This is a genomic window from Kribbella sp. CA-245084 (genome assembly GCF_050942355.1).
Classification (GTDB): Bacteria; Actinomycetota; Actinomycetes; order Propionibacteriales; family Kribbellaceae; genus Kribbella.
In genome coordinates this window covers 4,758,397-4,779,654 of sequence record NZ_CP192053.1, presented here as the reverse complement: position 1 = coordinate 4,779,654, position 21,258 = coordinate 4,758,397, and the positions used below count along the sequence as shown (strand labels likewise).

Below are 21,258 nucleotides of genomic sequence, written 5' to 3'. Positions count from 1 at the left end.
ACAACGAAGCCCAGGCCATTCACGTGACATGGGCTAGTGTGCGCCGTCAGGTGTACTCCGTCAGGACATAGCGGACAGATCTCTCAAGACATACCGGACTGAATCTGATGGTGGTCGCCTTCCAGTGCCTGGGCGGCCGTCCGTGCCGGTCGGCGGCCCACATCAGCCGCGCGACTCGCTTGCATGAGCACCGCTCACCCCGGCCCGGAGCTCATGGTGCACCCGCGGCGACCGTACGTGTGGCGGGAGTCGTCGTGGATTGCGGCGATCTTGCCGGTCAGTTCGGCGTCGCGCCGCTCGCGCGCCGAGGGGCCGCGGCCGGCGGTTCTCCCGCCGCAACGCGGCGGGCTCACCGCGCGGACACAACTCGAGCAGGGTTGACGACGCTTTGTGCTACACGGCGGACACCGAGCCGCGTGCAGCGATCGAGGCGTTGGCCGACGGCTGCGGGGTACTGCTGGCCGAGGCGTCGGGTTTCGACGCCGACGGTCCGATACGCGCGCATCTCACTGCCGGGGATGCCGGCCGGCTGGCGGCGAAGGCTGGGGCGAAGCTGCTGGTCCTTACCCATCTGCGCGCCTGGCAGAACCACCTGTGGATTCTCGAGGAGGCGGCCCAGGTGGCAGGTTGCCCGGTCATCCTGGCTAATCCCGGACTGCGGGTGGCGCTGTAGATCTTGCTCCGTTCGGAGTCGAAGGCCGTTAGGGTTGGGCCAGGTCCCCCCGGGCTAGGAGGCATTGTGGAGCGTCGCCGTGGTTACCTGTTGATGGTCTGTGCATTGGCCCTTGGGTTGGTGGCCGCGACGAACCTGACGGCGAACGCCGCGCCAGGACGAGCGTCGGTGTTCCTCCCCGGCGCGGCTGGCGCCGGGGATCCCTACTTCCCCGACATGGGGAACGGCGGCTACGACGTCAGCCACTACGACATCGGCCTGGCGTTCAACCCCAAGACCAAGGCGATCAACGCGACCACGACCATTCTCGCCAAGGCCACTCAGAATCTGTCCCGCTTCGACCTGGATTTCCAGGGACCGTTGAAGATCAGCAAGCTCTCGGTCAACGGGCGGGACGCGTCCTTCACCCGCCGCGGTGCGCAGGAGTTGGTGATCACCCCGCCGCACGGCCTGTGGCGGGGAAGCCGGTTTGTCGTCTCGGTGACGTACGCCGGCGTTCCGCAGAAGGTCGACGACCCGGCGCTGGGCGTTTCCGGCTGGGTCGCCACCAAGGACGGCGCGGTCGCACTGAACCAGCCCATCGGCGCGGCAACCTACTACCCGGTGAACGACACCCCCGACGACAAGGCGACGTACACCCAGACGATCACCGTGCCGACCGGACTCACCGTGCTGGCCAATGGCGAGCCCGGGCCGACCACGAAGCACAACGGCCGGACCACCTTCCGCTGGCACATGAACCGGCCGATGGCCAGCGAGCTGGCCATGCTCGCGATCGGGAAGTACAACGTCACCCGCGGCGTGACGGCCACCGGCCTCCCGAACATCACCGCCATCGGCAAATCGATCGATACCAAGCCCGGCCAGGGCAGGGTGTTCAACCGGACGACAGCGCAGGTCGTCCAGTGGGAGTCGTCGATGTACGGGCGCTACCCGTTCGACTCAACCGGCGGCATTCTCGCCGATGTCGGCGTCGACTACGCCCTGGAGACGCAGAGCCGACCGGTGTACGACCAGCGCACCAGCGAAGTCGATGGTGACCTGCTCGCCCACGAACTCGGCCACCAGTGGTTCGGTGACAGCCTCACCCCGGTGCACTGGTCGGACATCTGGCTCAACGAAGGCTTCGCCACTTACTCGGAATGGCTCTACCAGGAGAAGTTCAACGGCACCCCGGTGGCACGGAGCTTCGCGGACACCTACGCCGGCGAGAAGGACTGGACGGGGAAGGTGGCCGACCCCGGACGGGATCGCATCTTCGACGACCTGGTCTACAACCGCGGTGCGATGACGTTGCAGGCGTTACGCCTGAAGATCGGCGACCGAGCCTTCTTCCAGGTGCTCAAGCAGTGGCCGACGACCTACCGGCACGGCAATGTCTCGACGCAAACCTTCATCCGGTTCGTCGAACGACTCACCCACCGCGATCTCGGTGCCTTCTTCCACACCTGGCTCTACCAACCAGGCAAGCCGAAACTCTGATCTTCCGACTGGAGTCTGGGGCAGGCGGTCGACGATGATGACGGCCTTCGGAGCTTTGACCGGTCCGAGCGCCTGCCGCGCCTGCGCGATGATGCCTGCCTCGTCGCGTGCGGCGTCCTGGGCAGCTACGACGACAGCTACGACGGCCCCGCCCCATTTCTCGTGCGGTACGCCGATGACGGCGCACTGCCGGACTTCCGGTTGCGCGTGGAGGGCGGCCTCGACCTCCACGGGATAGATGTTGAAGGCGCCACTGATGATCATGTCGCTCTTGCGGTCGACGATGTAGGCGTAGCCGTCCTGATCGAGGTAGCCGATGCCGCCGATGTGGTGCCAGCCGTGGGTCCGGACGGCGAAAGTCAGATGATGTCGCGGCGGCGGAAGCCGGCGAATGCGGTGGCGGTGAAGATGATCACGACGCCGCCGAGCCAGGCCAGGCCGCTCCAGGTCGGGGCTGGTGCGGTCACGTTGGGGACGTGGTGGAGTGGGCTGATGCCCAGCGCCCAGTCGGGGAATTTGAAGGTCGGCCCGAGCAGCGTGATGCCGAAGGTCGCGACGACGCCGAGCCAGGCGATGATCCGTTTGCTCGGTGCGGCGCCGACGGCGGCCAGCGCGAGGCCGACCAGGGTCCACACGGCCGGGATCGTGACCACGGCTTGCAGGATGACCTTGCCGAACGCCACGTCGTCGTCGCCCCCGGCGGCGACGAGACCGAGCGTCGTGCCGGCCACGAGCAGCGCCACGGCGGGAGCGAGGAACGCGACAAGGGCGTTGCTGGCCAGGTACGTCGATCGTCGCAGCGATCCGGCGAGCAGAGGTTCGACGCGGTAGTCGATCTCCTCGGCGTAGATCCGCAGTACCACCTGGACGCCCATCACCGCGGCGATGATGCCGATGATCTGCAGGATCGTGACCAGGAACGCGAAGGTGAGGTCGGACGAGGTGGCGGCGCCGGACGCGAGGATCCCGGCCATCGCGGGGTTGTCGCCGATGATGTCGCCGATAGAGGTGGCGAGGTTGCCGAAGATCAGTCCGAGGCCGGCGAACGCGATCAGCCAGGAGATCAGCGCCGCCCGATGCAGTCTGAAGGCGAACCCCCAGATGTTGGCGACGATGCCGCCCTCGGCGGGTCCGGGACGTGGCGAGATGAGTCCGAGTCCGAAGTCGCGGCGGCTCTGAAGTACGAAAGCCACCGCCACCAGGACGACGGCGAGTGCGAGGGCGGCAAGGAGCGGCACCGGGTTGTTGTCGGTGGAGGGCCGAGTCTCCTGCAGCCATCCGAAGGGGGTGAGCCAGCTCGTCCAGTCTGGGGCGTTGCTGGAGTCGAAGTAGCCGCGCAGTACGTAGCAGACGCCCAGCGCGGCGACGGCGATGCTGCTCGCCGTACGGGCGTCGGAACCCAGTTGAGCGGCAACGGCCGCGAGGCCGGCGAACATCAGGCCTGATGCGGTGAAGGTCGCCGCCAACACCAGCGTGGACGCGGCTCCGCCACCGCATGCCAGGGTGAGGAGGAAGCAGACGACGCCGAGAGCCACGGATGCGATCACGGCCATCAGTACGGCGACTGCGAGCCGGGAGGCCCGGGCGAGTACGCCGGATGCGAGCAACTCGGCCTGTCCTGAGTCCTCGTCGGCGCGGCTGTTGCGGACGACGATCAGGATCGCCATCAGTCCTGCGAAGAATGCGCCGAGGCCGCCGGCCCGCCAGGCGTTGAAACCGTCGGCAGTCAGGAGGTTCCGTGCCGGCCCGAAGAGCAACGACAGGGCGGGGTTGCCGCCTAGTGTGAGTGCCAGCGCGGCGCGATCCTCTGGGTCGGGGAAGATCCAGGCGTAGGCCAGGATCGACGTCGCAGACAGTGCGGAGATCAGACCCACCCACGGTGCGATGTTGCGAACGTCCTGGCGCAGCGCGACCCGTAACAGTGGTTGGGTGCCGGTGAAGGTCGTCATGACAAGTTCTCCCCAGCCGGCTGCTTGCCATCGTCGTACTGGCGCAGGAACAGGTCTTCGAGGGAGGCGGGCGACACGGTCAGGGACGACATGTCGTGCGGGACCAGCGCGGCCATCACCGCGTTGACCTGGTCGGGCTCGACCGAGCCGGTGAGCTGGTTCTGTCCGTCGAGATGTGCGTCGTGAATCAGCGTGAGGGAACGGACATCCGCGGGCGGACGGGCCAGGGTCGCCTTGATCGCGACGCGTGCCTGACCGCGGAGATCATGCAGGGTCCCGGTCTGCACGATCGTGCCCTGGCGGATGATGCTGACCCGGTCGGCCAGCGCCTCTACCTCGCTCATGATGTGGCTGGACAGCAGGATCGTCCGGCCTTTGGCCTTGTCCTTGGCGATCTCCTCCTGGAACACGGCCTCCATCAGCGGGTCCAGACCTGATGTCGGCTCGTCCAGGATCAGCAGTTCGACATCCGCGGCCAGGGCAGCGACGATCGCGACCTTCTGCCGATTTCCCTTCGAGTACTGGCGTCCGCGCTTGGTCGGATCGAGTTCGAATCGGTCGATCAGGTCGGCGCGGCGCTGTTTGTCCAGTCCACCACGCAGGTTGCCGAGCAGGTCGATGGCCTGACCTCCGGACAGGCCGGGCCAGAGCACGACATCTCCTGGCACGTACGCCAGGCGTCGGTGCAGCTCGACCACGTCATGCCACGGGTCGCCGCCGAGCAACTCGACGGTGCCGGCGTTCGCGCGCAGCAGCCCGAGCAGTACACGGATGGTCGTGGACTTCCCGGCGCCGTTGGGTCCCAGGAACCCGTGGACCTCGCCCCGGGCGACAGTGAGATCGAGACCGTCCAGTGCCTTGAACACACCGAACTTCTTGACCAGCCCCTCGGTGCGAATCGCCGGCACGTCGGCCGACGCAGAGGTGAGCGTCATGAAAGTCCTACTTCCTGAGACTCGGTTGCTGTTGGCAACAGAACGTCGGACAGTCCGCCCCGCAGATAGCGGATGATCGTTGGGGTCACCATCACTGCCAGCTGATCGGCCGGCATGGTTGCGATCGGCTCGACACCCAGCACTTTTCGCAGGATGACCAGACCGAACATCTGACTCATGACAAGGCCGATGCGCACACCGGCCTCGTCCGGAGCGACATCGCCGAGCAGCTTCCTCGCGGCGCCGCCCAGTACGTTCGCGGCAAAGAACTCCCGGACCAGATCCGCGGACTCCGGCTCGGACAACACCCGGCGTACGAAGCTCACCACCGCCGGCCCCGTCTCCGGTGCATCCCACACCTGCAGGAAAGCCTCGACCAGTCGAGACGGCGCCTCGTCGAACCCAGCCGACACGATCTCGTCGACCAGAACGTCCGGATCAACAGGCACCTCCAGCGCCGCCCGGAACAGACGCTCCTTGGTGCCGAAGTAGTGGTGCACCAGAGCCGGGTCCACCCCCGCGACCGCGCCCACCGCGCGGATCGTCGTACGGACGTAGCCACGCTCCGCGAACAGACCTCGCGCGGCCCCCAGGATCTCGTCCCTGGTCGCGGGCCGACCCGGACGCCGACCGGGAGCACGCCCGGCTCTGCGCTCCGCCACCATGCACCCCTAATTCAACGAGCGTTGAGATATCGACGGTAGAGGTGGTCGGACACCTAAGTCAACATACGTTGAATTTCGCACTCGTCGGTCGTCGCACCTCGACGCAGTCCGCAAGTGAACCGGTGGATCGCGTCACTGTTCGATCAGATCCATCGGCGCGAGACCATCGCCACTCTTCTCGAGGCGGACGACTCCCGGGAGCGGCTGGTCGAGCAGGCCGCACGGCTGCGTGACCGAGTGGCTGCGGCTGAGAGTGTTATGGAGAAGTTGCGCAAGGCATTGGATTCCGGCTGGGATCCGGTGGAGCTGCGCGAGCGGTACAACGCGGCGGTCGCGGAGAAGCGTGCGCCGAGACGGCGCTCGCGTCCGTGCCGAGTGCGAAGGCGTTAGGTCGTGAAGAACTTGAGATGTACGTGGACCAGTTAGGCGACATCGCGAGCGCCTTGGACAATGCCGGTCCGGAGGAGCTGAGTGAGCTCTACTCGTCGCTTCGGCTGTCGCTGACGTACGACCATCGCGAGCAAACCGTGGACCTGGAAGTCGACCCGTTGGCCGACCGTGTGGATAAGTACCGTGTCCGAGGAGCAACACACACCTTAACCACACGCCTCGACCTTTGTGTGGACTCGCTCGCTGGCCGCTCGCCTGCGGACTGAGGGTGCGGGTCCGATCAGCGGCGAGAGCGTGGCTCTTGCGGGCGGGGTCGGCGCCATTCGCCCTCGACGCGGTGACGAGTCGGCTGCTCATTCTGGTAGATCTGCGGACTCTCCCACTCGAGCGCGAATCGACGCACGTTCCCGGTTCGGGGCCCGAGAGTGAGCGAGATGATCCGTTGGGCCTTCCCTCCACCGACGAGGCCCTCGGTGACGACCAGACGGGCAACGGCCTCTGCGAACTCGTTCGGCAGGTCGAACGCTTCGCGTAGGTCGTTGATGTTGACCCCTGGGCTGGCGAGCGAACCGAGCATTCCAAGCTGGTCAGGGATTGCCTCGCCGAGGAAGGCGCCGCGAACGCCCACTTCGACCAAGTCGTCGGCGCTGTAGCCGGTGGTGGCGACACGGAGCGAATCGCCGCTCGGCACCTTGACGTTGGTGAGTTCAATAGTCAGTTCTTCGGGGCCGCCGGCCCGAGTGGTGCGCTGAACGCCTCCGACCTCGGCAGTAGCGACGCGAACGCGGGACGTGTAGACGAGTCGCTGTCGACCGTAGCGGGAATCCCGCATGCCTTCCAGTTGATGAGCAACGTCCTCGGAAACCCGAGCTCGGATCGTGATCGCTCCACCGGTGTCGACGATTTCGTCGGCGCGGAACACGAGGTCTCCTAGCTTGATCCAGGGCGACAAGGCTTCGGCCGCTAGCTCGTCGAGACGCCGGCCAACGCGGCGTACGAGGTCCTCGATATCCGCGTAGTTCTCGGTGGTAAGGGAATAGCGCACGCGGTCGATGAAGCGCGCGAGTGCGCCTTCCCGCTGAGGCGAGTCCGTCGCTAGATAGACAACGGCACGCTTTCCGCCCTCGCGTGCGCGGCGGAATTCCATCTCGGTCGCCGAGTCGCCGTCCGGCGGATTGGGGCGGCCGTACAACTCGTTGAGAATGCCGAGATAGATCGTGCAGGCATCTACTTGCGTAAGATAGGCCTCCTCAGCATCAGCATCTCGGCCGAATTCCTCGAACCAGACGGCGCGGGCCCCCGTCCCTTCAATCAGACCGGCCACCGCATGCCGTTCAGTAGCCGTGTCGCCCATCGCACTCGAGATGAAGACGCGCTGCTCGGTCAGCCATTCGTCAGCCTGAGCACGGTCTGCACGGCGGGCGGCGGCAGTTGCGTCGATGATCACCAACTCACCGTACGCCTTCCTCGCGAACGCCGAGGGAGCCCAGAGGTTCTCCATCTGAGCGCCGCCCCGGCTAGTACCTGGCGAGCAGCTCGGACATGTTGTCGTCGAGGGTCCTAGTGCTCAGATCAAGGACCAGGACCTCCTCACGCCAGGGCCTGAAGCCCAGCTGAGACCAGTAACCGGCAAGTCGGCGGTGGGAGCGGCTGCGCTCGTGTGGGTCGTCAAGCCCCGGCTGCATTGGGTGCAGGGCGGCGAAGCTGCTGCTGCGGCCGAGCTCCTGGATCACCAAGCCTGTGGCCAGCAGGCCGAGCCTTAGACCGCGCCATTGCGGATCGACTTCCACGGAGTTGACGAGGATCGCAGTACTCTCGAGGTTATCCAGCTCGGCTTCGATCTCATACCCGTCATTCGCGTGTGCAGCAAACAGACAGCTGCCGAGGTACGAGAGGTCGGACTCTCGCTCGTCGAGGGCTTCGAACAGGTCCGGCTGAAGCATGTCGACCATGATGAAGTTGCCGTGACCCACGGTGAACTCGACGCCGCTGTCCACTTCGGTGCCCTGGCCGGCGATCGACCCCAGCAATTGCAGATCGCTAGGGTTGTCCTCGTCGTGCGGGTACCAAGTCAGCGTCGTCGTTGCTTGGTAGCCAACAGCTCCGGGTAGATGTGGGTTCTGATCCGGCAGTGTTAGCACGGTGCCGAGTTCGACGCTCAGCGTGCTACGGAGGCTGGAACTGCATTCGGTGCTGAGCTGCTCTGTCAGCGATTCAACCGTCATACCGTCAGTCTGGGCCAAGGCACTGACAATTTCAGCCGCCTCAGAATGTCGGTTGGGCAGACGACGATGGACCTGGCGACGAGTTGGTGGATGAGACTTGAGGTACGGATCGGGTCGTTAGAAGTTCGGTCATGGTGACTTCACCACGAGGTGGGAGTTGCATGAGGAGTGCGGGGCGGATCTCCAACGCGGGATCTCTGGGTCGCTCAGGGATGCCCATTTGGTCTTGGTCTACGGCTCGCGAGAGCCGCTCGGCGGCGTCAGTGGCTGGCAGGACGATGGCTACTTGTACTACTGGGGCACCCCTGACGAGCAGCTGACAAGCCTGTCATCTCGGCATGGAGCACGGTCGACCGATCCAGATCATGCAAAGGCTTCCCCAAGGAGGCTTCTACCAGGCTCAGGCCCGGTCAGGTCCCGCGATCGCGACCACCTCCGGCGACCAGATCCATGTCGCTCTGCGGTCCAGCGTGCAGGGCGACGACACGCTGCGCACGACGACCCTCAGCGCCGGTCAGACCGACTTCCGCGGCGTGAAGTGGACGGAGCTGCGCACGGGCCTCACCAACGCCAGCCCTGCTTTGCTAACCGACAACATCGGCATCCCCCGGCTGGTGATCCGCGGGCTGGACAACGCACCCTGGTACGCGTCGTGGCGCAACGGAGCCTGGTCCGGTTTCACCAAGTTCTCCAACGACCAACTGGCCAGTGCCCCGGGCCTGTATCGCAACAGCGAGTCGCAGATTCGCTTCTACGGCGCCAGTCCATCGAACCAGATCATCTCTCGCCCGGTTCTCCCGAACTCCTGGTGACCCCGAAGGTGTAGACGAGGGCCTCGGCCGACCGGACTCCGCTGAACACCAGCGTGCCGGTCGGCTCCACCCTGAGCTGGTGCACCGGGTCTGTGATGATCCGGACCTCGGGATCGCCCTGACCGGCCTCGATGTTGCCGATGGCAACCAGGTAGTAGTCGTCGGTGCTGAGTGCGCGCTGGATCTCGCTGTCGGTCAGGCGGACCTGGTCCGGGACGGCGTTGTGGTGGACTTTCAGCTCGTAGTACCGCCCACGGTCGTCGACCGCGTCGGCGCCGACGTTCGGCTGGTGCCGGATGTCGGTCAGCGTCACCCCGATCTCGGTGAAGATCTTCTGCAGCAGTTCCATACCGGCGTCCTCGCGCTCCTGCGGTGAGTAGTTTGCCGGTCCCCGTGAACTGGCGGGCGGTGGCTTCGGGCGATCCAGGTCGGGAGATTTCAGTGGTGATCGGGTCTTCTCGGTCTCGGTCCCTTCGGCACCTGAGGACAACTGGCCCGACGATTCGTTGAGAGTGAGGCTTGCCGGATCGACCAGTGTTCGCGCCGGCCGGGGTGCGGGCGGCGGACTCGCGCCGCCCGGCCTCCCCGATGTAGTAGTTGCCTTGGGCGTGGATTTCTGTGGGGTCTTCTGCGTGGTCCGGAGGCCGGTGAGCCTCTTCCTGCTCGCGTCCCGCCGGGCCTGCTCGTCGGCCGCGCGTCGGGAGGCCAAAGTGATGGCCTCGGCACGATGGCCGTCCACCGCATCCGCCCAGGCAGCGATCCACGCCTGGGCGATCTGCCGCGAACCCACCGTGAACAACGATGCGATCGCGTAGCCACCGGCGGCAATCCGGCCGGCAGCGCCGGGCTCACTGATGTAGAGCATCTCCTCCGCGGGATCGATCCAGGCCGCCACCTGCAGCTCGCTTCGTTTCAGCAAGGGCTCCTCCAGCTTGATCCGGAGGTTGGTCAGTAGTTGCACCTGGTAGCGAGCGAGTTGGTCCCAGGGCAGGGCGAGGGTTCGCTCCGCGCCCGGGTCGTTCAGGGAGAGATCGGTCTGCAAGTTTCGTACCGCGCGGCCGAAGATCTCCGTCGCGTCGTCATCGGGGATCGCCCGGTCCCGGCCGACCACCCGCGCCCTGCTGGTGTCGAGAACCGTCAGATCGAATGGCTTGATCAGGGCGTCGAACTGCCGCAGATCGCCACCCGGTGTCCAGACCGGCGCCAGCGCTGATACCGGGGCCGTGAGCCTGGGGTCGGTGACGGCGTAGACCGGGCGCGTCGTGACCCATCCGCGGTCGGTCCACAGAGCCAGCCGGTGAAGGCTGGTCAGCGATGCACCCTCTTTGTCGGCCAGTAGCTTCAGCGACTCGTGCATGATCACCTGCTCGGCCGTGGAGAGATCTGGCCGCTTGGCCAGCTTCCGAAGTACCTGCTTTGCGTCCTCGGTCGAGGGTGGACGGATACCGAGCAGCTCCCAGAGTCGCTGGGTTCCGGACGTGGCGGGGACGAAGGGCCGAAGGTCGCCGAACACCGGCGGACCGGCCAGTACCGTCGTCGGCCGGCGCCAGCCGAGATTCGTGGCGATCAGCCCGTCCTGACGGCCGAAAAGCTCACGGAGCGCTGGCAAGGAGAGGTCGCCGAGCCGCTGACGGCGGAGATCGGCTGTGCGGATCTGAGCTTCCAGAGCCTGGTAGACAGCCGCGGTCGCGTCCGCGGCTTCGCCTGGATCGGTGATGGATTTCCGGAGGTTCTCCAGTAGCCGGACCAGCTCGCTGGCCGGAGGATCACCGGCAACTTCGAGGGCATCCAGGACCACCCGGTGAGCCGCGGTGTCGTGGCTGGCGTGGACGTAGCGTGAGGGTTCGCCGCCGTAGACCGCAACGGTTCCCGGAGTGCGGCGCCTCAGCTCATTCGGCTGCTTGGCCGATCCACGGCCGCTGCTCAGCCAGGGAATCTCGGCCGCACGCAGTAGCCACCAAGCGGGTAGGTCGCCTTTGGGTTGCCATGAGTAGTACGGGGCGACTGCCTTGGCGTGGGTGTGGCCGTCGAATCTGCTCCAGGCGCGCGCGAGGGTGCTCAACACCGCGTCCGCCCGGCGCCTGCGCCGGGTGCTGTCCTTCTCGTTCGCGATGTCGGTTAGGACCGCGTCCAGATCAGGCGAAACGTGGTCGTCCAGGGTGTATTCGGCTTGCAGGCGTCGCATCTGGACGGCCCGTTCGCGGGGTTCACCTGCCGAACCACTTGGCAAGGCCTGCCGTTCGTTGGTCAGGCGCCTGACCAGCTGGGTCGGAGTCTGCAGTCTGGGAGCAACCTCGGCGCCGAGGAGTTTGAACATTCTCTGGGCGCCGATCGACCGCCCGCCGCTGGTGGTCAGTTCTTTGGCGTAGCGGCGATCGAGCCAGATCAGACCGGGAGTTCGCCCTGCCGCGACGTACCAACTATCGGCGTCGCGTTCGATGATGTAGGCCTCGCACGGTCTTGCCTTGAGGGAGATTCGCTCGCCGCCCAGGCCGTACCTGACGGCATCGAAGCGAACCGCGCGGCCGATGTTCAGCGCCCATCTCGTCCGGTTCGCGTCGGTCGATCGCTCGAGGGCCGCCCGCAGGCTGTTCGCCTGGGCATCGCTCAAGGAGTGGGGGAGGACCTGATCGCGGGTGCCTGCGATGGCCAGTCTGGCAAGGGCGTTGTCGGAGGTTGCGGCGGGGACCAGGCGGTGGGTGGTCGTCAGCCAGTCGGCAATGTTCTGCCAGCCCGGGACGGTGGCGTACTGGTCGTGAAGATGCCGGCCCATCTCGAGGTCGGCCCAGATCTGGTCGGCATCCGCGTCGACGAGGGCCGATGGTCCGTCCACGTCTCCGGGGCGGAGCCGGCGACCGTCGGCGAGGACCAGGCACGGCCGGCCGGCCAGCTGATCGGCCAGGTTCTCGTGGAGGGCGGCGGCGGTGAGGCCCGCGACGAAATCGACCGGGCGATCTTCTTGGCCGAGCAACTCCAGTGCATCCGCCACTTCGACCTGGCGCGGGACGGTGGCTCCGGTGGAGCGGAGATCCTCGAGAATCCGGCGCCAGTCGCCTCCGGGGTCGCGGGCGTCGACAGGCAGCGCGCCCGCGGTATCGGCCAGCCGGGTGATGTCCTCAGCGGTGAGGACGCCGGTCAGGATCTCGGGCTCGATCCCGAGATCGCAGAGCCGAAGCCATCCAGCGGGTGTTCGGACCTTCACGGTGCCGGTGAACTCGGTCCTCTCCTCGACCAGCAGGCGGGATTCGAACGCTTCACGCAGCCGGCCGACGGTTCGAGTGTCCTGGGCGAACTCGGACAGCTCGGGAATGCAGGACCAGGCCGATGCCGGGTCGAGTTCGAACCGGTACCGGGCGGCGTCGAGCCACAAGCGGCTGAACGCCGTGATCAGGAACAGATTCCAGGGTGTCTCGGCGATGTCACGCCGGTTGGCCAGCGGATCGAACTGTGCGGCCACCCGAAACGGAAGGTTGATCGGGCGGATCGGCAGGCCGGCGTGCAGATGCCCTGGATCGCCATGCCCGACTGGGAACGCCACACTGAGCCTCGTGGTGGCGCCCTGAGCTTTGAGATTGCGCTGGACGTCCGGGCTGACGGGCTCGGCCCGGGAGAAGACACTCCAGCGTCGCCCGTCCCGTGCGACCGCGGTGTGCTGCTCAACCTCACCGCCGGGCAGATCGAGCGCGCCCTTCGCCTCCCGTAGCAGCTGGAAGTACTCAGGATCTTCGCTGGTCGGGTCGATCAGGTCGATTCGAGCCAGGTTGCGGAGAAAGAGCATCCCGGTGTCACCCCAGCCGAGCAACCACTGCCGGATGTCCTCGAGGCCGAACTCGTGATCGCGAAGCGGGATGACGAACGTCGTCCGCCCGTCGGGCGGTAAGTCCATCGGGGAGATCGGCCGCACCTGTTGGGAGCCGAGGCTCACATGGAGCGGCGCGCAGTGAACCTCGATCGTGTCGGACAGCGCTCGCAGGGTCATCAGGCCGATACCGAATCTGCCGAGGCTGTCCGACTCGTTGGTCTTCGAGCTCAACCAGGGAGTGGCCAGCGCGAGCACATCGCGGAACCTGAGGGCCGATCCGTTGTGGGTGAAGTACACCCGCCCACCGGACGCATCGCGGGTCACCGCGAACGAGGCCGCGGTGGCGCCGGTGTCATCGGCGTTCTGTATCAGCTCAGCCAGCCCCTGCAGCCGATCGTCACTGAGCTGGGCCGCGTTGAGCTCGGCACTCTGCATCGCCCGCCGAATAGCCGGAAACTGCCCATTCAGAAGCTTCCCAAGCCACCGAACGGCCTCCGCCGCCGCCCCGGCATCCTCCGGTTCGGGAAACTCCCGCGCGGCCCCCTCCGGATCATGCTCCAGCACAGCCCGCGCCGCGCCCTCTGCCTCGATCTCGGTGAAGACCGCACCAACCAGCCCCTGCTCTGTCACTGTCTCAGCCACGACTTCCCCCGCATACATGCCGTCGACTGTCGCCCACGGTCTTCCATGCCCTACATCGCGCCTGACCACAGAGTGTTACCGCGGGACCAGGGCGCTTACACGCGGTCAGAGCTTCCCAGGCAGAGCGCCACGCCCTAGGCTGACCAGATGCCAGGGGGGTCTGCGCAGCGCGGGGACATCTACGAGGTTCACCGCAATGCCACACGAGAGTTCGATCAGAAGGAACGTCGCCGCATGGTCTGCGTGGCCGAACTGCCGGACGAGTCGACATGGCGGGCGATGGCGAGGATCACCACGGCCAATCAGCCGGATGACCTTCCCAGCCCGCAACAGAACGAGCTGAAACTCACGAGGCCGGGGTGGTGGACGACGCGCTTCATCCGGGCTGTTCGCAAGGATCTGACCGGGCGGCGCAGCGTCTGCGACTACAAGTCCACGCTGCCGGAGCCGCTGCGAACAGCTGTCCTCGCTCACTACATGAACCGGCCACGACCGATGGCCTGAGTAAGGTGATATGTCCGGCGCCGGCCGGGTCGGGACGTCAGAAGGGAAGTCGCGGTGCTTGAGCTGATGAGTGCGCCGCCGGGAGTCACCGACGAACGACGTTGGCTGAACGGTGAACCCGGCCCGGTGGCCATCGGCGATCTCTGGCTGCTGTCGTGGGATGGTAGCGGTCTGGGTCTGGCAGTTGTCTCCGGCGTTGCGCAGGGTCACGTGCTGTTGTGGCCGGTGACGCTGCCCGCTGACGGCGGGTTCAGGCCGGCGATCGAGCTTCCGTCGTCCAGCCTTGGCACACCCTTGTTCGTCTGGCCGAGCCGGGAAACCGGCGCCGGGCTTCACCTGCTCCATCGGCGGTTCGGCACAGAGCTGTCGCAGCGAACGATGGCCTTGATGCTGGAAGCTGTCGAGAACGGGACAGAGTCCCCGCTCCCGTACGCCGCGGTGCGGCCTGACGACTCCGCGGCCCGGGATCAGGACACCGCGATGGTTGACCAGTGGGAGGACATCTGCTTCAACGTCTGGCCGCATCCGGTGCCGGGTGAAGCGCCGCTGAACCGCGACGTTCTGCGCGACAGCGGTATCACGGTCGCAGATCTTGCGGAGGCTCTGCGGTTGGCAGCGCCGGACGCCGCTCAGCTCTTCCTGGCAGAAGCGGCGCCGTCGGCCGGGCAGGTCGAAGTACTGGTCGAGCGTTTCGGCTTGGCTCCGGCGGAGCTGCTCGCGCCGCTGGCCGACGAGTCGGTGGTCGAGCTGTTGTCGCCGATCTGGAAGGACGATGTGCTCGCGGTGGCACGCAAGCTCGGCGTGGGTGAGGCGGTGGCACGGCAACGGGTGCGCGAGGAGTACGCCCTGGCGGCCCGGGTGGCGGGCCCGGCGCCCCAGCGGGACAGGATGGCCGCCGCAGTACAGCGGCTGCTGCGTGATGATGGATGACCGATTTTGCTTACCTGCTCAGGCAGAGAGACCTGCACACGGTGGCTCAGCGCTTGATCCAGCTCGAGATCGGGCGTGGGGTGCTGGATGCATCGGCGTTTCGCGACAACCCGATCGTCGCCCTGGACAGCCACCCCGAGGTGACTGTCGAGTTCGACGACCATCCACCGGCCGGCTGCTCGGTCTTCGGCTTCTACCGACCGAACCCGCCGACGATCATCCTTCATCCGTCGGTGTCCGACCGACGCGACAACTTCACCGTGCTGCACGAGTACGGACATCATGTCCAGCGTCAGCATCTGGACTGGTTGTCGGTATGGATGGCGCTCCCCGATGCCGAGGGACGGGTGGTGAACGAGGAGGTGTCAGACGCCTTCGCAGCCGAGATTCTCTTGCCGGCCGGCGCTGTCACCTTCGGAACGGACCAGTTGAGTGCGAGACACATCCGGGACACCTTCGAGAGCTCGCAGGCATCTCGCCAGGCAACGGTGATGCGGGCGGCGGATCTGGCCAAGCCGGGGGAGCGAGCCGTCATCGTGCTGGCAGCCCTCGACGGTACGGTCATGTTCGCTCGGAGCCCCAGCAATGACGTGATGCCCCGGCGGGGTGCTATCCAGCCGGACCTGGCGCGGCTCCTCGCCGAGGCCGCAGCAGGCGACGGCTTTGCCAGAGGTCGTTTCGTCGACGGGCTTCAGACGGCATCGGGCTGGGCTCAGCACGAACTGGAAGCAGAGGTTGCGGTGGATCACACCGGCCGTTACGGCTTCGCGGTGATCACCCGGGAGTCGCGGTACGGCACAGACCGATGGGACAAGGCCGAATTCGATTGCCCCAACGCGGCATGCTCCGAGACGTTCATTCTCGATGCATCGGTCCAGCGGTGCGGAGACTGCAAAGATCCAAGGTGCCCCGCGTGTAACGCCTGTTCTTGTGAACGCACGGCATCTCCGACCTGTCCGGAGTGTTTCGGCGAGCTCAGCGTCGCCGAGAGGGACGGTGTGATTCCGCACGAGTGTCCATAGGGCGCAGCGCTATCTGAAGGCGAGGACCCAGGCGTAGCGTTTGGAGTTGCCCGCCGCCCAGGCAGAGCAGGGCGTCGCAGAACTTGGCGTAGTCCTGGCCTACGCCAAGTTCGGTGAGAGAGCAGTTGAGGAGTGTGGTGGCAGTGCCGTTCAGGAGGCGGGTGGCGGCGGTCATGTTCTTGCTGCCTATTGAGGCTCGGGTCGCGGTGGTGGAGAAGGTGTTGGAGCGGGCTCGGTCGGTTGCTTCGGTGCCGGCGCTGTTGCTGAGGTCGCTGTTACGGCGGAGTGGGGCGCAGCCTCGGCTGGTTCGGGCGGTGTCGACCAGGGTGAAGAGGGCGAGTTCCTCGGCTGACATGTTGCCGTCGTCCGTCGGGGGTGAGCTTCCCGACGTCGGAGTGGTGGATGGCGCGCCGGTGGGGGACTGAGGCGAGGTCAAGACCTGGGTGCCTGGGGATTCAGGAGTGGAGCCGTCGCTCGGTGATTCGCTGGGACCGCCGGTGGGCCGGTAGGCCGGTCGATCGGGCCGTTCGTCGGCGTCGTGGCCACCAGGATCAAAATCGGCGACCTCGAGAATGCGATCGCCCAGCGCGTCGACACCCGCGGCGACAACTTCCGCATGACGGTCGCCGGTTCCAGACACAACGACCGCGGCACTGTGGCCAAGGCGCTCAGCCATGAACTCGCGATCGTCATGGCCACTCGCCCCGGCTTCGACTCGCTGCGCAGTGTCGGTGAACTCGGTGGCTTCGAGCTCACGGCCGAACGGTTCTACCTGGCCGACCAACCGTTGGCACGCATCAAGCTCGCCGGAGCGCCAGTCGACGGAGTCTCGGTCTGGCGGACCGAAAACGAGAGCCCGACGCCCGGCCTCGTGGTCCGGGTCGAGAACGTGATCAGGGCGTTGGATCGGAAGCTCGCCGGCGAGCGGGACTGGCTGGAAGGACTCACGACCGAGGTCGGCCGCGCCAAGGAGCAGATCGGCCAGCCGTTCAAACACTACGCCGCGCTGCAATCTGCCTACGCGACACGCAACAGCATCAACGACCAACTCCAGGCAGCAGCAAACCCGCCAGCACCAGTGGCGGCGACCGCAGCAGCGAAGGCGCCCGACTCTCCGAGCGCGATCGATCGGCCCGAGCAGCAGCCCGGTAGCTTGGCGGATCGTGCCCGTGACCACGTACGTACAGAACGGCAGCCCATGCGAGCCGACGCCGCCACCGAGGGCCAGGTGGTTGATCACGATCGCAACCTGCGACGGTGATCTTCGCTAGCGGCCCTCACCGCAAGGGTGGGATGCCTGAGGCATGTAGGGGCTAGCGGCAACAATGCGCTGAGTCTTTGCGGAGCGAGCGAGGCTGTCGCTTTCCCAGCGCGGGTGCATACCAGATCAATGGTCTGCACCGCCGACCGGCACCCGATCTGGTCAAGGGAGCGGAGGCGAATCGGCGGTTTCATGGTCATCCGACGGATCTGCGTCAGAGGTCCCTTGTGGCTGAGCCCGGCCGCGCACCAAGTCGACGAACCGCTCCACGAGGTGCTCCAGAGTCAGGCCGACCTGACCGAGGACCTGTCGTGCGTCGGCGCGCTGAGCGCTCGTCTTCGAGACCACGGACATGATTACAACCGCGCAGTAGGCACACGCGACCATGAACACAACGGCCAACAGCCCGCCGACTACCAGGAGCTGCAGACTGATCGTCCCGCTCGCAGCTGGTACGGAGGTGCCGGGTACAGGCGTACCGATCACTTGGGTGACCTCTCCTAGACGAGTTGGGCTCGGTCTTCGGCTGGGCCGTCTGGAGACGGCTTGTCTGCTGGGCAGATCGCTGTCTCAATGGGCGCGACATCCTGACGAGCCTGCGTTGGTCACTGTTGTAGCGGCCGAAGGCAGACTGACGCAGCTACGCAGCTGCGTGGCACAACTGCGTGCACGCGTTTGCGAACCAGCGCGCAGCTGCGCACTATCGCCGCGACGGGATCGGCGCCCACCATTGCGCTATGAACGTCAACCACGTGGTCAAGCAGCAGCTGCCCTATCCCTACAATCAAGATCTAGCCGCAGTCTTGAAGCACCTCGATCGACGGACACCGTTCAGTCGTACGCGACTAGCGAATGACCCGGTCACTGCCGCTTACATCGCGGCCGGCATGCAGCTGATCCGCAAGCATCTTGGCCCAGGATCGGCGAAGCTTCTCACCGATCCTGAGGACCCCAACACAGTGGGCCGGCCCGTGCTCGGGTTCTTGTCGCAGCGGTCTGTTGCCGCTGAAGTCGAGAACAACGCTGACCCCTTTCCACGAGTCGGTAGTACCTCGACGATGCGCAGTCGGTGGCGTTCGCAGTCCGACTACATCGCTGACCTGCTGAGCTTTGCTCTCTGGTACGTGAACGAATCCGCGGACACAACTGACCAGATCGCCAACGCGGCCGAGCGGCTCATCCAGGGGCCAGAATTCATCGACGCAGCGCACCGGCTGAGCTACGAGGAGCTGGGGAGGGTGCTGCGCAGCCCTCAGTTTCGGCTCGAATTGTTGACGACCGCGGCCTCGGACGGCGATGAGATCGTGCGGGAAGCGCTGGCTGCAAACCTGAAGCAAGCGGTCGCGCCTTTTATCGAGCTGTACCCCGAGGTCTTCCGTGCCCGCGGACTACGGCTGCGTGCTGGCCTCAGCTTCGAGGACTTCGGCGAGATGCTTGCCTCGCTGGTCACTGGGTACGCGTTCCGGGGTATCGCAGACCCGACAGCCGGCAACGTCGACGAGGAGACCAAACGAAGCGCATTCGGAACGGCCGTCCTGGCCATGTTCCTCGGATGCACGGAGCGAGCTTCCGAGCCGGACAACCGCACCATCGAGGAGTTGGTTGACCAACTCGTCTACGGTGCATCGGATTCTGTGGCACAGACTTCGGCGCACTAGTTGGCCTTGTCAGATTTGGCTAGTGGTCGTGGTGTTCGCCAGGACGGCGCCGGGAGAGCTCAAAATCACCGAACAGCGGCGACCCCGGGCCATCCATGAGGCCGAACCGAACTGCACACAAGGTCGCCGCGTCCACCCAGCTTGGCGAATGGTACTGCGGCAACTGCCTCGAAGCACCGACGTAGAATCCACTGCTCTTGATGAGCTTCACCTCGGCCAGTGCACGCCGGTGCCAGCCAGCAGAGAAACTTGAATTCAACCGGACCCCGTCCGATGTTGATCTCTCGTGACAGCTCGGCACCAGCCGCTCGGCACTGGCTCTGCCACATCATGGACGCGATGGCCTGGAGGACACGCACCTTAACCACGCGACTGGAGTCGGACGTTGGGAGTGCGGGGCCAACCCTGTGACCGAGCGGAGACCTGGTCACAGGGAATTCGCGCCGGATAGTCGTGCCCAGAATCGCCTTTCTCCAGCATCGGCTGGAGGTCGCGGTGTATCAGGGACCGCTCAGCTTCCATCCGGGTCAAGGTCGGTGAGGTGGATGGAGCGGACTTCTACCTCGATGCGGGCTGACTGGAGGAGGCGGACGGCTTGGACCAGGGCGACTTGAGCGAAGGGGAAGAGCGTCTCGGGCGTGATCTGCTCGCCGGACTTCAGGAGGATTCCGAAGACGATCTTGGCTGGTCTGAAGTCTTCCGGCAGTTCGCGGCCGCGGCCGTGTTTGTGGACGAGTTCCCGGAAGCGGGCGCGTGCCTCGGGGGAACCTTCGAGCCCCTGGATCGCGACGCAGGCCTGCATGAAGAGGTGGCTCAGAGGGGATGAGCCCGATGCCTTTTTGATATGGATCAGTTCGTTGTCCGGGCCGAGCAGGTCGCAGGCTTCGAAGCCCCAGCGGGTGTGGAACTCGTCCCGGACGCCTTTGCGGTCCAGGCAGACCAGGCCGAGGTCGGGGTCGAGGGCCGCATTGTCGTTGTAGTCGCCTTCGGACTCGCCTTTTCGCCAGGCGGGCAGTTCAAGGTCGGACCGTACGTGGAGCAGTTCGCGGACGGCGTGCCTGAGTCGTACCTGGTACTCGGTGTCGATCTCGTACCAGTGGCCGTCGACGAGTGCGAAGTGATGATCGCCCAGGGTGGCGATGCCCTCCAGCCATTCGATTGCCTTGGCACTGCCGATCTGGTAGCTGCAGCCGTCGTCGGTGTACGCCGAGATGCGCCCTTCCCGGAAGGCTTGCAGCCGGGTCCCGGGCTTCAGGATGTGTGCCCGACCGAGGAGGTTCTCTACGGTGATCTCGGTCGCGATGCGGCTCGTGCCGCCGAGCCTGACCTTGAACGCGCGGACATCGTCGATCTGATCCGCGAGATCCGTCGGTACCACGCTGCTCAGCCGGTGCTCGACCTCATCGAGGTTGCTGCTCAGCATCTCCTCCAGACCCGCATCCAGGCGGGCGAGTAGGTCCGTGTCCTGGAGGGGGCGCATCCGGTCGGCGAACTCGAGTTCGGCTTTGCGCTCGCGGCTGAGGACAGTGGCAATGGTGCGGATATCTGCGACGAGTTCGGCCGGATCGGTGGCCAGCCGGATCTGCAGGCCTACGCCACCGTCTACCGGTACGGATTGTTCCGGGCGTGTATGGGTTAGCTGGAAACCTTCCGACTTCCCGCCTGCGCCGCCGACCAGGTCTGCGTGGGCATCGGATACGTCGAAGGCCCAGATCGTTGAGCCACTCGGTATCCGGGTGACTTCCGTACGCCCTCTGGCACCCGGCCGTCGGCGCATCACCTTGCTGACCTGCTTCGGGTCAAGTGCACGAATGGCGAACTCCAGGCCGAATCGGCGGTCCTTCTCGTCGCTTGACAGCAACCGGTGGCCTTGGCCGTAGCCGATGGCGTAGGTACGGCCGTCGACCATCAACAGGAGGAGCCCGGCCGATCGGGAGTCGACGAAGTGCACCTGCCGGCCGGTCGTACGACTTGCCGCCACGCACCACTCGGCCGACTCGCCATCCGTAGTTCGAAACGAGCCTTCGACCCACAGACCCGGAGCTCCCGCGACGGTGACCGCATCGAGATCCAGATTCTCGAGTGCGTCCAGCTGCTCCTGGTCGAGAACGTCGATGAGTGCGGCGGCCTCGACCGGCGTGCGCCACAGACGGTGCAGCGTCACCTTCCGCGCCCGTGGAGTCCGCGTGACCATCAAATACCCTCCCGTCACTCTCTGCACATATCAGCAGAGCACAAGAGTCCGTACCTCGTGCCAAAGACGGCGAGCCGTACCGAGTACCGGATGTTTGCGGTTGGGAAGGTGGTG

General features: G+C 65.9%; 19 protein-coding genes and 1 pseudogene. 12 read left to right on the top strand and 8 right to left on the bottom strand.

From position 1 onward, the window contains the following. Positions 1-183: 183 nt before the first annotated feature. From ACQPYH_RS22965 to ACQPYH_RS22955, 3 genes are all read left to right on the top strand, one after another. A complete protein-coding gene (locus ACQPYH_RS22965) occupies positions 184-381 on the top strand; it encodes a hypothetical protein (protein ID WP_432874856.1) in 198 nt (65 codons plus the stop codon). A gap of 7 nt (positions 382-388) precedes the next feature. Further along, a complete protein-coding gene (locus ACQPYH_RS22960) occupies positions 389-673 on the top strand; it encodes an MBL fold metallo-hydrolase (RefSeq protein WP_432874854.1) in 285 nt (94 codons plus the stop codon). A 66-nt stretch (positions 674-739) separates the two neighbouring features. Next, positions 740-2,155, top strand: a complete 1,416-nt coding sequence (locus ACQPYH_RS22955; RefSeq protein WP_432874851.1) for a M1 family metallopeptidase — start codon at positions 740-742, stop codon at positions 2,153-2,155. 63 nt (positions 2,156-2,218) lie between these two features. On the opposite strand, the pseudogene ACQPYH_RS22950 reads toward ACQPYH_RS22955, so the two are convergent. The 4 genes and pseudogenes from ACQPYH_RS22950 to ACQPYH_RS22935 all read right to left on the bottom strand — a co-directional run. After that, positions 2,219-2,419: pseudogene (locus ACQPYH_RS22950) on the bottom strand (AMP-binding enzyme); the annotation flags it as partial. 95 nt (positions 2,420-2,514) lie between these two features. After that, positions 2,515-4,104 (bottom strand): ABC transporter permease, encoded by a 1,590-nt coding sequence (locus tag ACQPYH_RS22945; protein ID WP_432874849.1) that lies wholly within the window; start codon positions 4,102-4,104, stop codon positions 2,515-2,517. Beyond that, a complete protein-coding gene (locus tag ACQPYH_RS22940) occupies positions 4,101-5,039 on the bottom strand; it encodes an ABC transporter ATP-binding protein (protein ID WP_432874846.1) in 939 nt (312 codons plus the stop codon). The genes ACQPYH_RS22945 and ACQPYH_RS22940 overlap by 4 nt, the downstream gene beginning before the upstream one ends. Then, positions 5,036-5,701, bottom strand: coding sequence for a TetR family transcriptional regulator (locus ACQPYH_RS22935; RefSeq protein ID WP_432874844.1), 666 nt, complete (start codon positions 5,699-5,701; stop codon positions 5,036-5,038). The genes ACQPYH_RS22940 and ACQPYH_RS22935 overlap by 4 nt, the downstream gene beginning before the upstream one ends. Positions 5,702-5,818: 117 nt before the next feature. Between ACQPYH_RS22935 and ACQPYH_RS22930 the strand changes: the two genes are divergently transcribed. Together ACQPYH_RS22930 and ACQPYH_RS22925 are read left to right on the top strand one after the other, a co-directional pair. Further along, entirely contained in the window at positions 5,819-6,094 is a 276-nt protein-coding gene (locus tag ACQPYH_RS22930) for a hypothetical protein (RefSeq protein WP_432874841.1), read from the top strand. A gap of 17 nt (positions 6,095-6,111) precedes the next feature. Further along, positions 6,112-6,360 (top strand): hypothetical protein, encoded by a 249-nt coding sequence (locus ACQPYH_RS22925; RefSeq protein ID WP_432874838.1) that lies wholly within the window; start codon positions 6,112-6,114, stop codon positions 6,358-6,360. A 14-nt stretch (positions 6,361-6,374) separates the two neighbouring features. Here ACQPYH_RS22925 and ACQPYH_RS22920 read toward each other — a convergent pair whose 3' ends face one another. Together ACQPYH_RS22920 and ACQPYH_RS22915 are read right to left on the bottom strand one after the other, a co-directional pair. Next, positions 6,375-7,541 carry a DUF4062 domain-containing protein gene (locus ACQPYH_RS22920; RefSeq protein ID WP_432874836.1) on the bottom strand — a complete coding sequence of 389 codons (1,167 nt, stop codon included), beginning with the start codon at positions 7,539-7,541 and terminating at the stop codon, positions 6,375-6,377. Positions 7,542-7,611: 70 nt separating this feature from the next. Further along, positions 7,612-8,337 carry a hypothetical protein gene (locus ACQPYH_RS22915; RefSeq protein ID WP_432874835.1) on the bottom strand — a complete coding sequence of 242 codons (726 nt, stop codon included), beginning with the start codon at positions 8,335-8,337 and terminating at the stop codon, positions 7,612-7,614. 320 nt (positions 8,338-8,657) lie between these two features. On the opposite strand from ACQPYH_RS22915, the gene ACQPYH_RS22910 reads away from it, so the two are divergent. Then, entirely contained in the window at positions 8,658-9,131 is a 474-nt protein-coding gene (locus tag ACQPYH_RS22910; RefSeq protein ID WP_432874832.1) for a hypothetical protein, read from the top strand. Here ACQPYH_RS22910 and ACQPYH_RS22905 read toward each other — a convergent pair. After that, positions 9,097-13,575 (bottom strand): sacsin N-terminal ATP-binding-like domain-containing protein, encoded by a 4,479-nt coding sequence (locus tag ACQPYH_RS22905; RefSeq protein WP_432874829.1) that lies wholly within the window; start codon positions 13,573-13,575, stop codon positions 9,097-9,099. The two genes, ACQPYH_RS22910 and ACQPYH_RS22905, sit on opposite strands and share 35 nt — an antisense overlap. A gap of 147 nt (positions 13,576-13,722) precedes the next feature. Between ACQPYH_RS22905 and ACQPYH_RS22900 the strand changes: the two genes are divergently transcribed. From ACQPYH_RS22900 to ACQPYH_RS22875, 6 genes are all read left to right on the top strand, one after another. After that, positions 13,723-14,079, top strand: coding sequence for a hypothetical protein (locus ACQPYH_RS22900; RefSeq protein ID WP_432874827.1), 357 nt, complete (start codon positions 13,723-13,725; stop codon positions 14,077-14,079). 54 nt (positions 14,080-14,133) lie between these two features. Further along, entirely contained in the window at positions 14,134-15,009 is an 876-nt protein-coding gene (locus tag ACQPYH_RS22895; protein WP_432874824.1) for a hypothetical protein, read from the top strand. Continuing rightward, on the top strand, positions 15,006-16,031 hold the full coding sequence (locus tag ACQPYH_RS22890) for an ImmA/IrrE family metallo-endopeptidase (protein ID WP_432874821.1): 1,026 nt from the start codon (positions 15,006-15,008) through the stop codon (positions 16,029-16,031). Before ACQPYH_RS22895 ends, ACQPYH_RS22890 begins: the two co-directional genes overlap by 4 nt. A gap of 113 nt (positions 16,032-16,144) precedes the next feature. After that, positions 16,145-16,456: a hypothetical protein gene (locus tag ACQPYH_RS22885; protein ID WP_432874818.1), complete on the top strand. Its 312-nt coding sequence runs from the start codon at positions 16,145-16,147 to the stop codon at positions 16,454-16,456. 113 nt (positions 16,457-16,569) lie between these two features. Further along, positions 16,570-17,292 (top strand): hypothetical protein, encoded by a 723-nt coding sequence (locus tag ACQPYH_RS22880; RefSeq protein ID WP_432874815.1) that lies wholly within the window; start codon positions 16,570-16,572, stop codon positions 17,290-17,292. A gap of 752 nt (positions 17,293-18,044) precedes the next feature. Next, the gene (locus ACQPYH_RS22875; protein ID WP_432874813.1) at positions 18,045-18,950 is read left to right on the top strand and encodes a hypothetical protein; all 906 of its coding nucleotides are present in this window, start codon (positions 18,045-18,047) and stop codon (positions 18,948-18,950) included. A 511-nt stretch (positions 18,951-19,461) separates the two neighbouring features. On the opposite strand, the gene ACQPYH_RS22870 is transcribed toward ACQPYH_RS22875, so the two are convergent. Then, a complete protein-coding gene (locus ACQPYH_RS22870; protein WP_432874810.1) occupies positions 19,462-21,144 on the bottom strand; it encodes a TIGR04141 family sporadically distributed protein in 1,683 nt (560 codons plus the stop codon). Between the last annotated feature and the right edge of the window lie 114 nt (positions 21,145-21,258).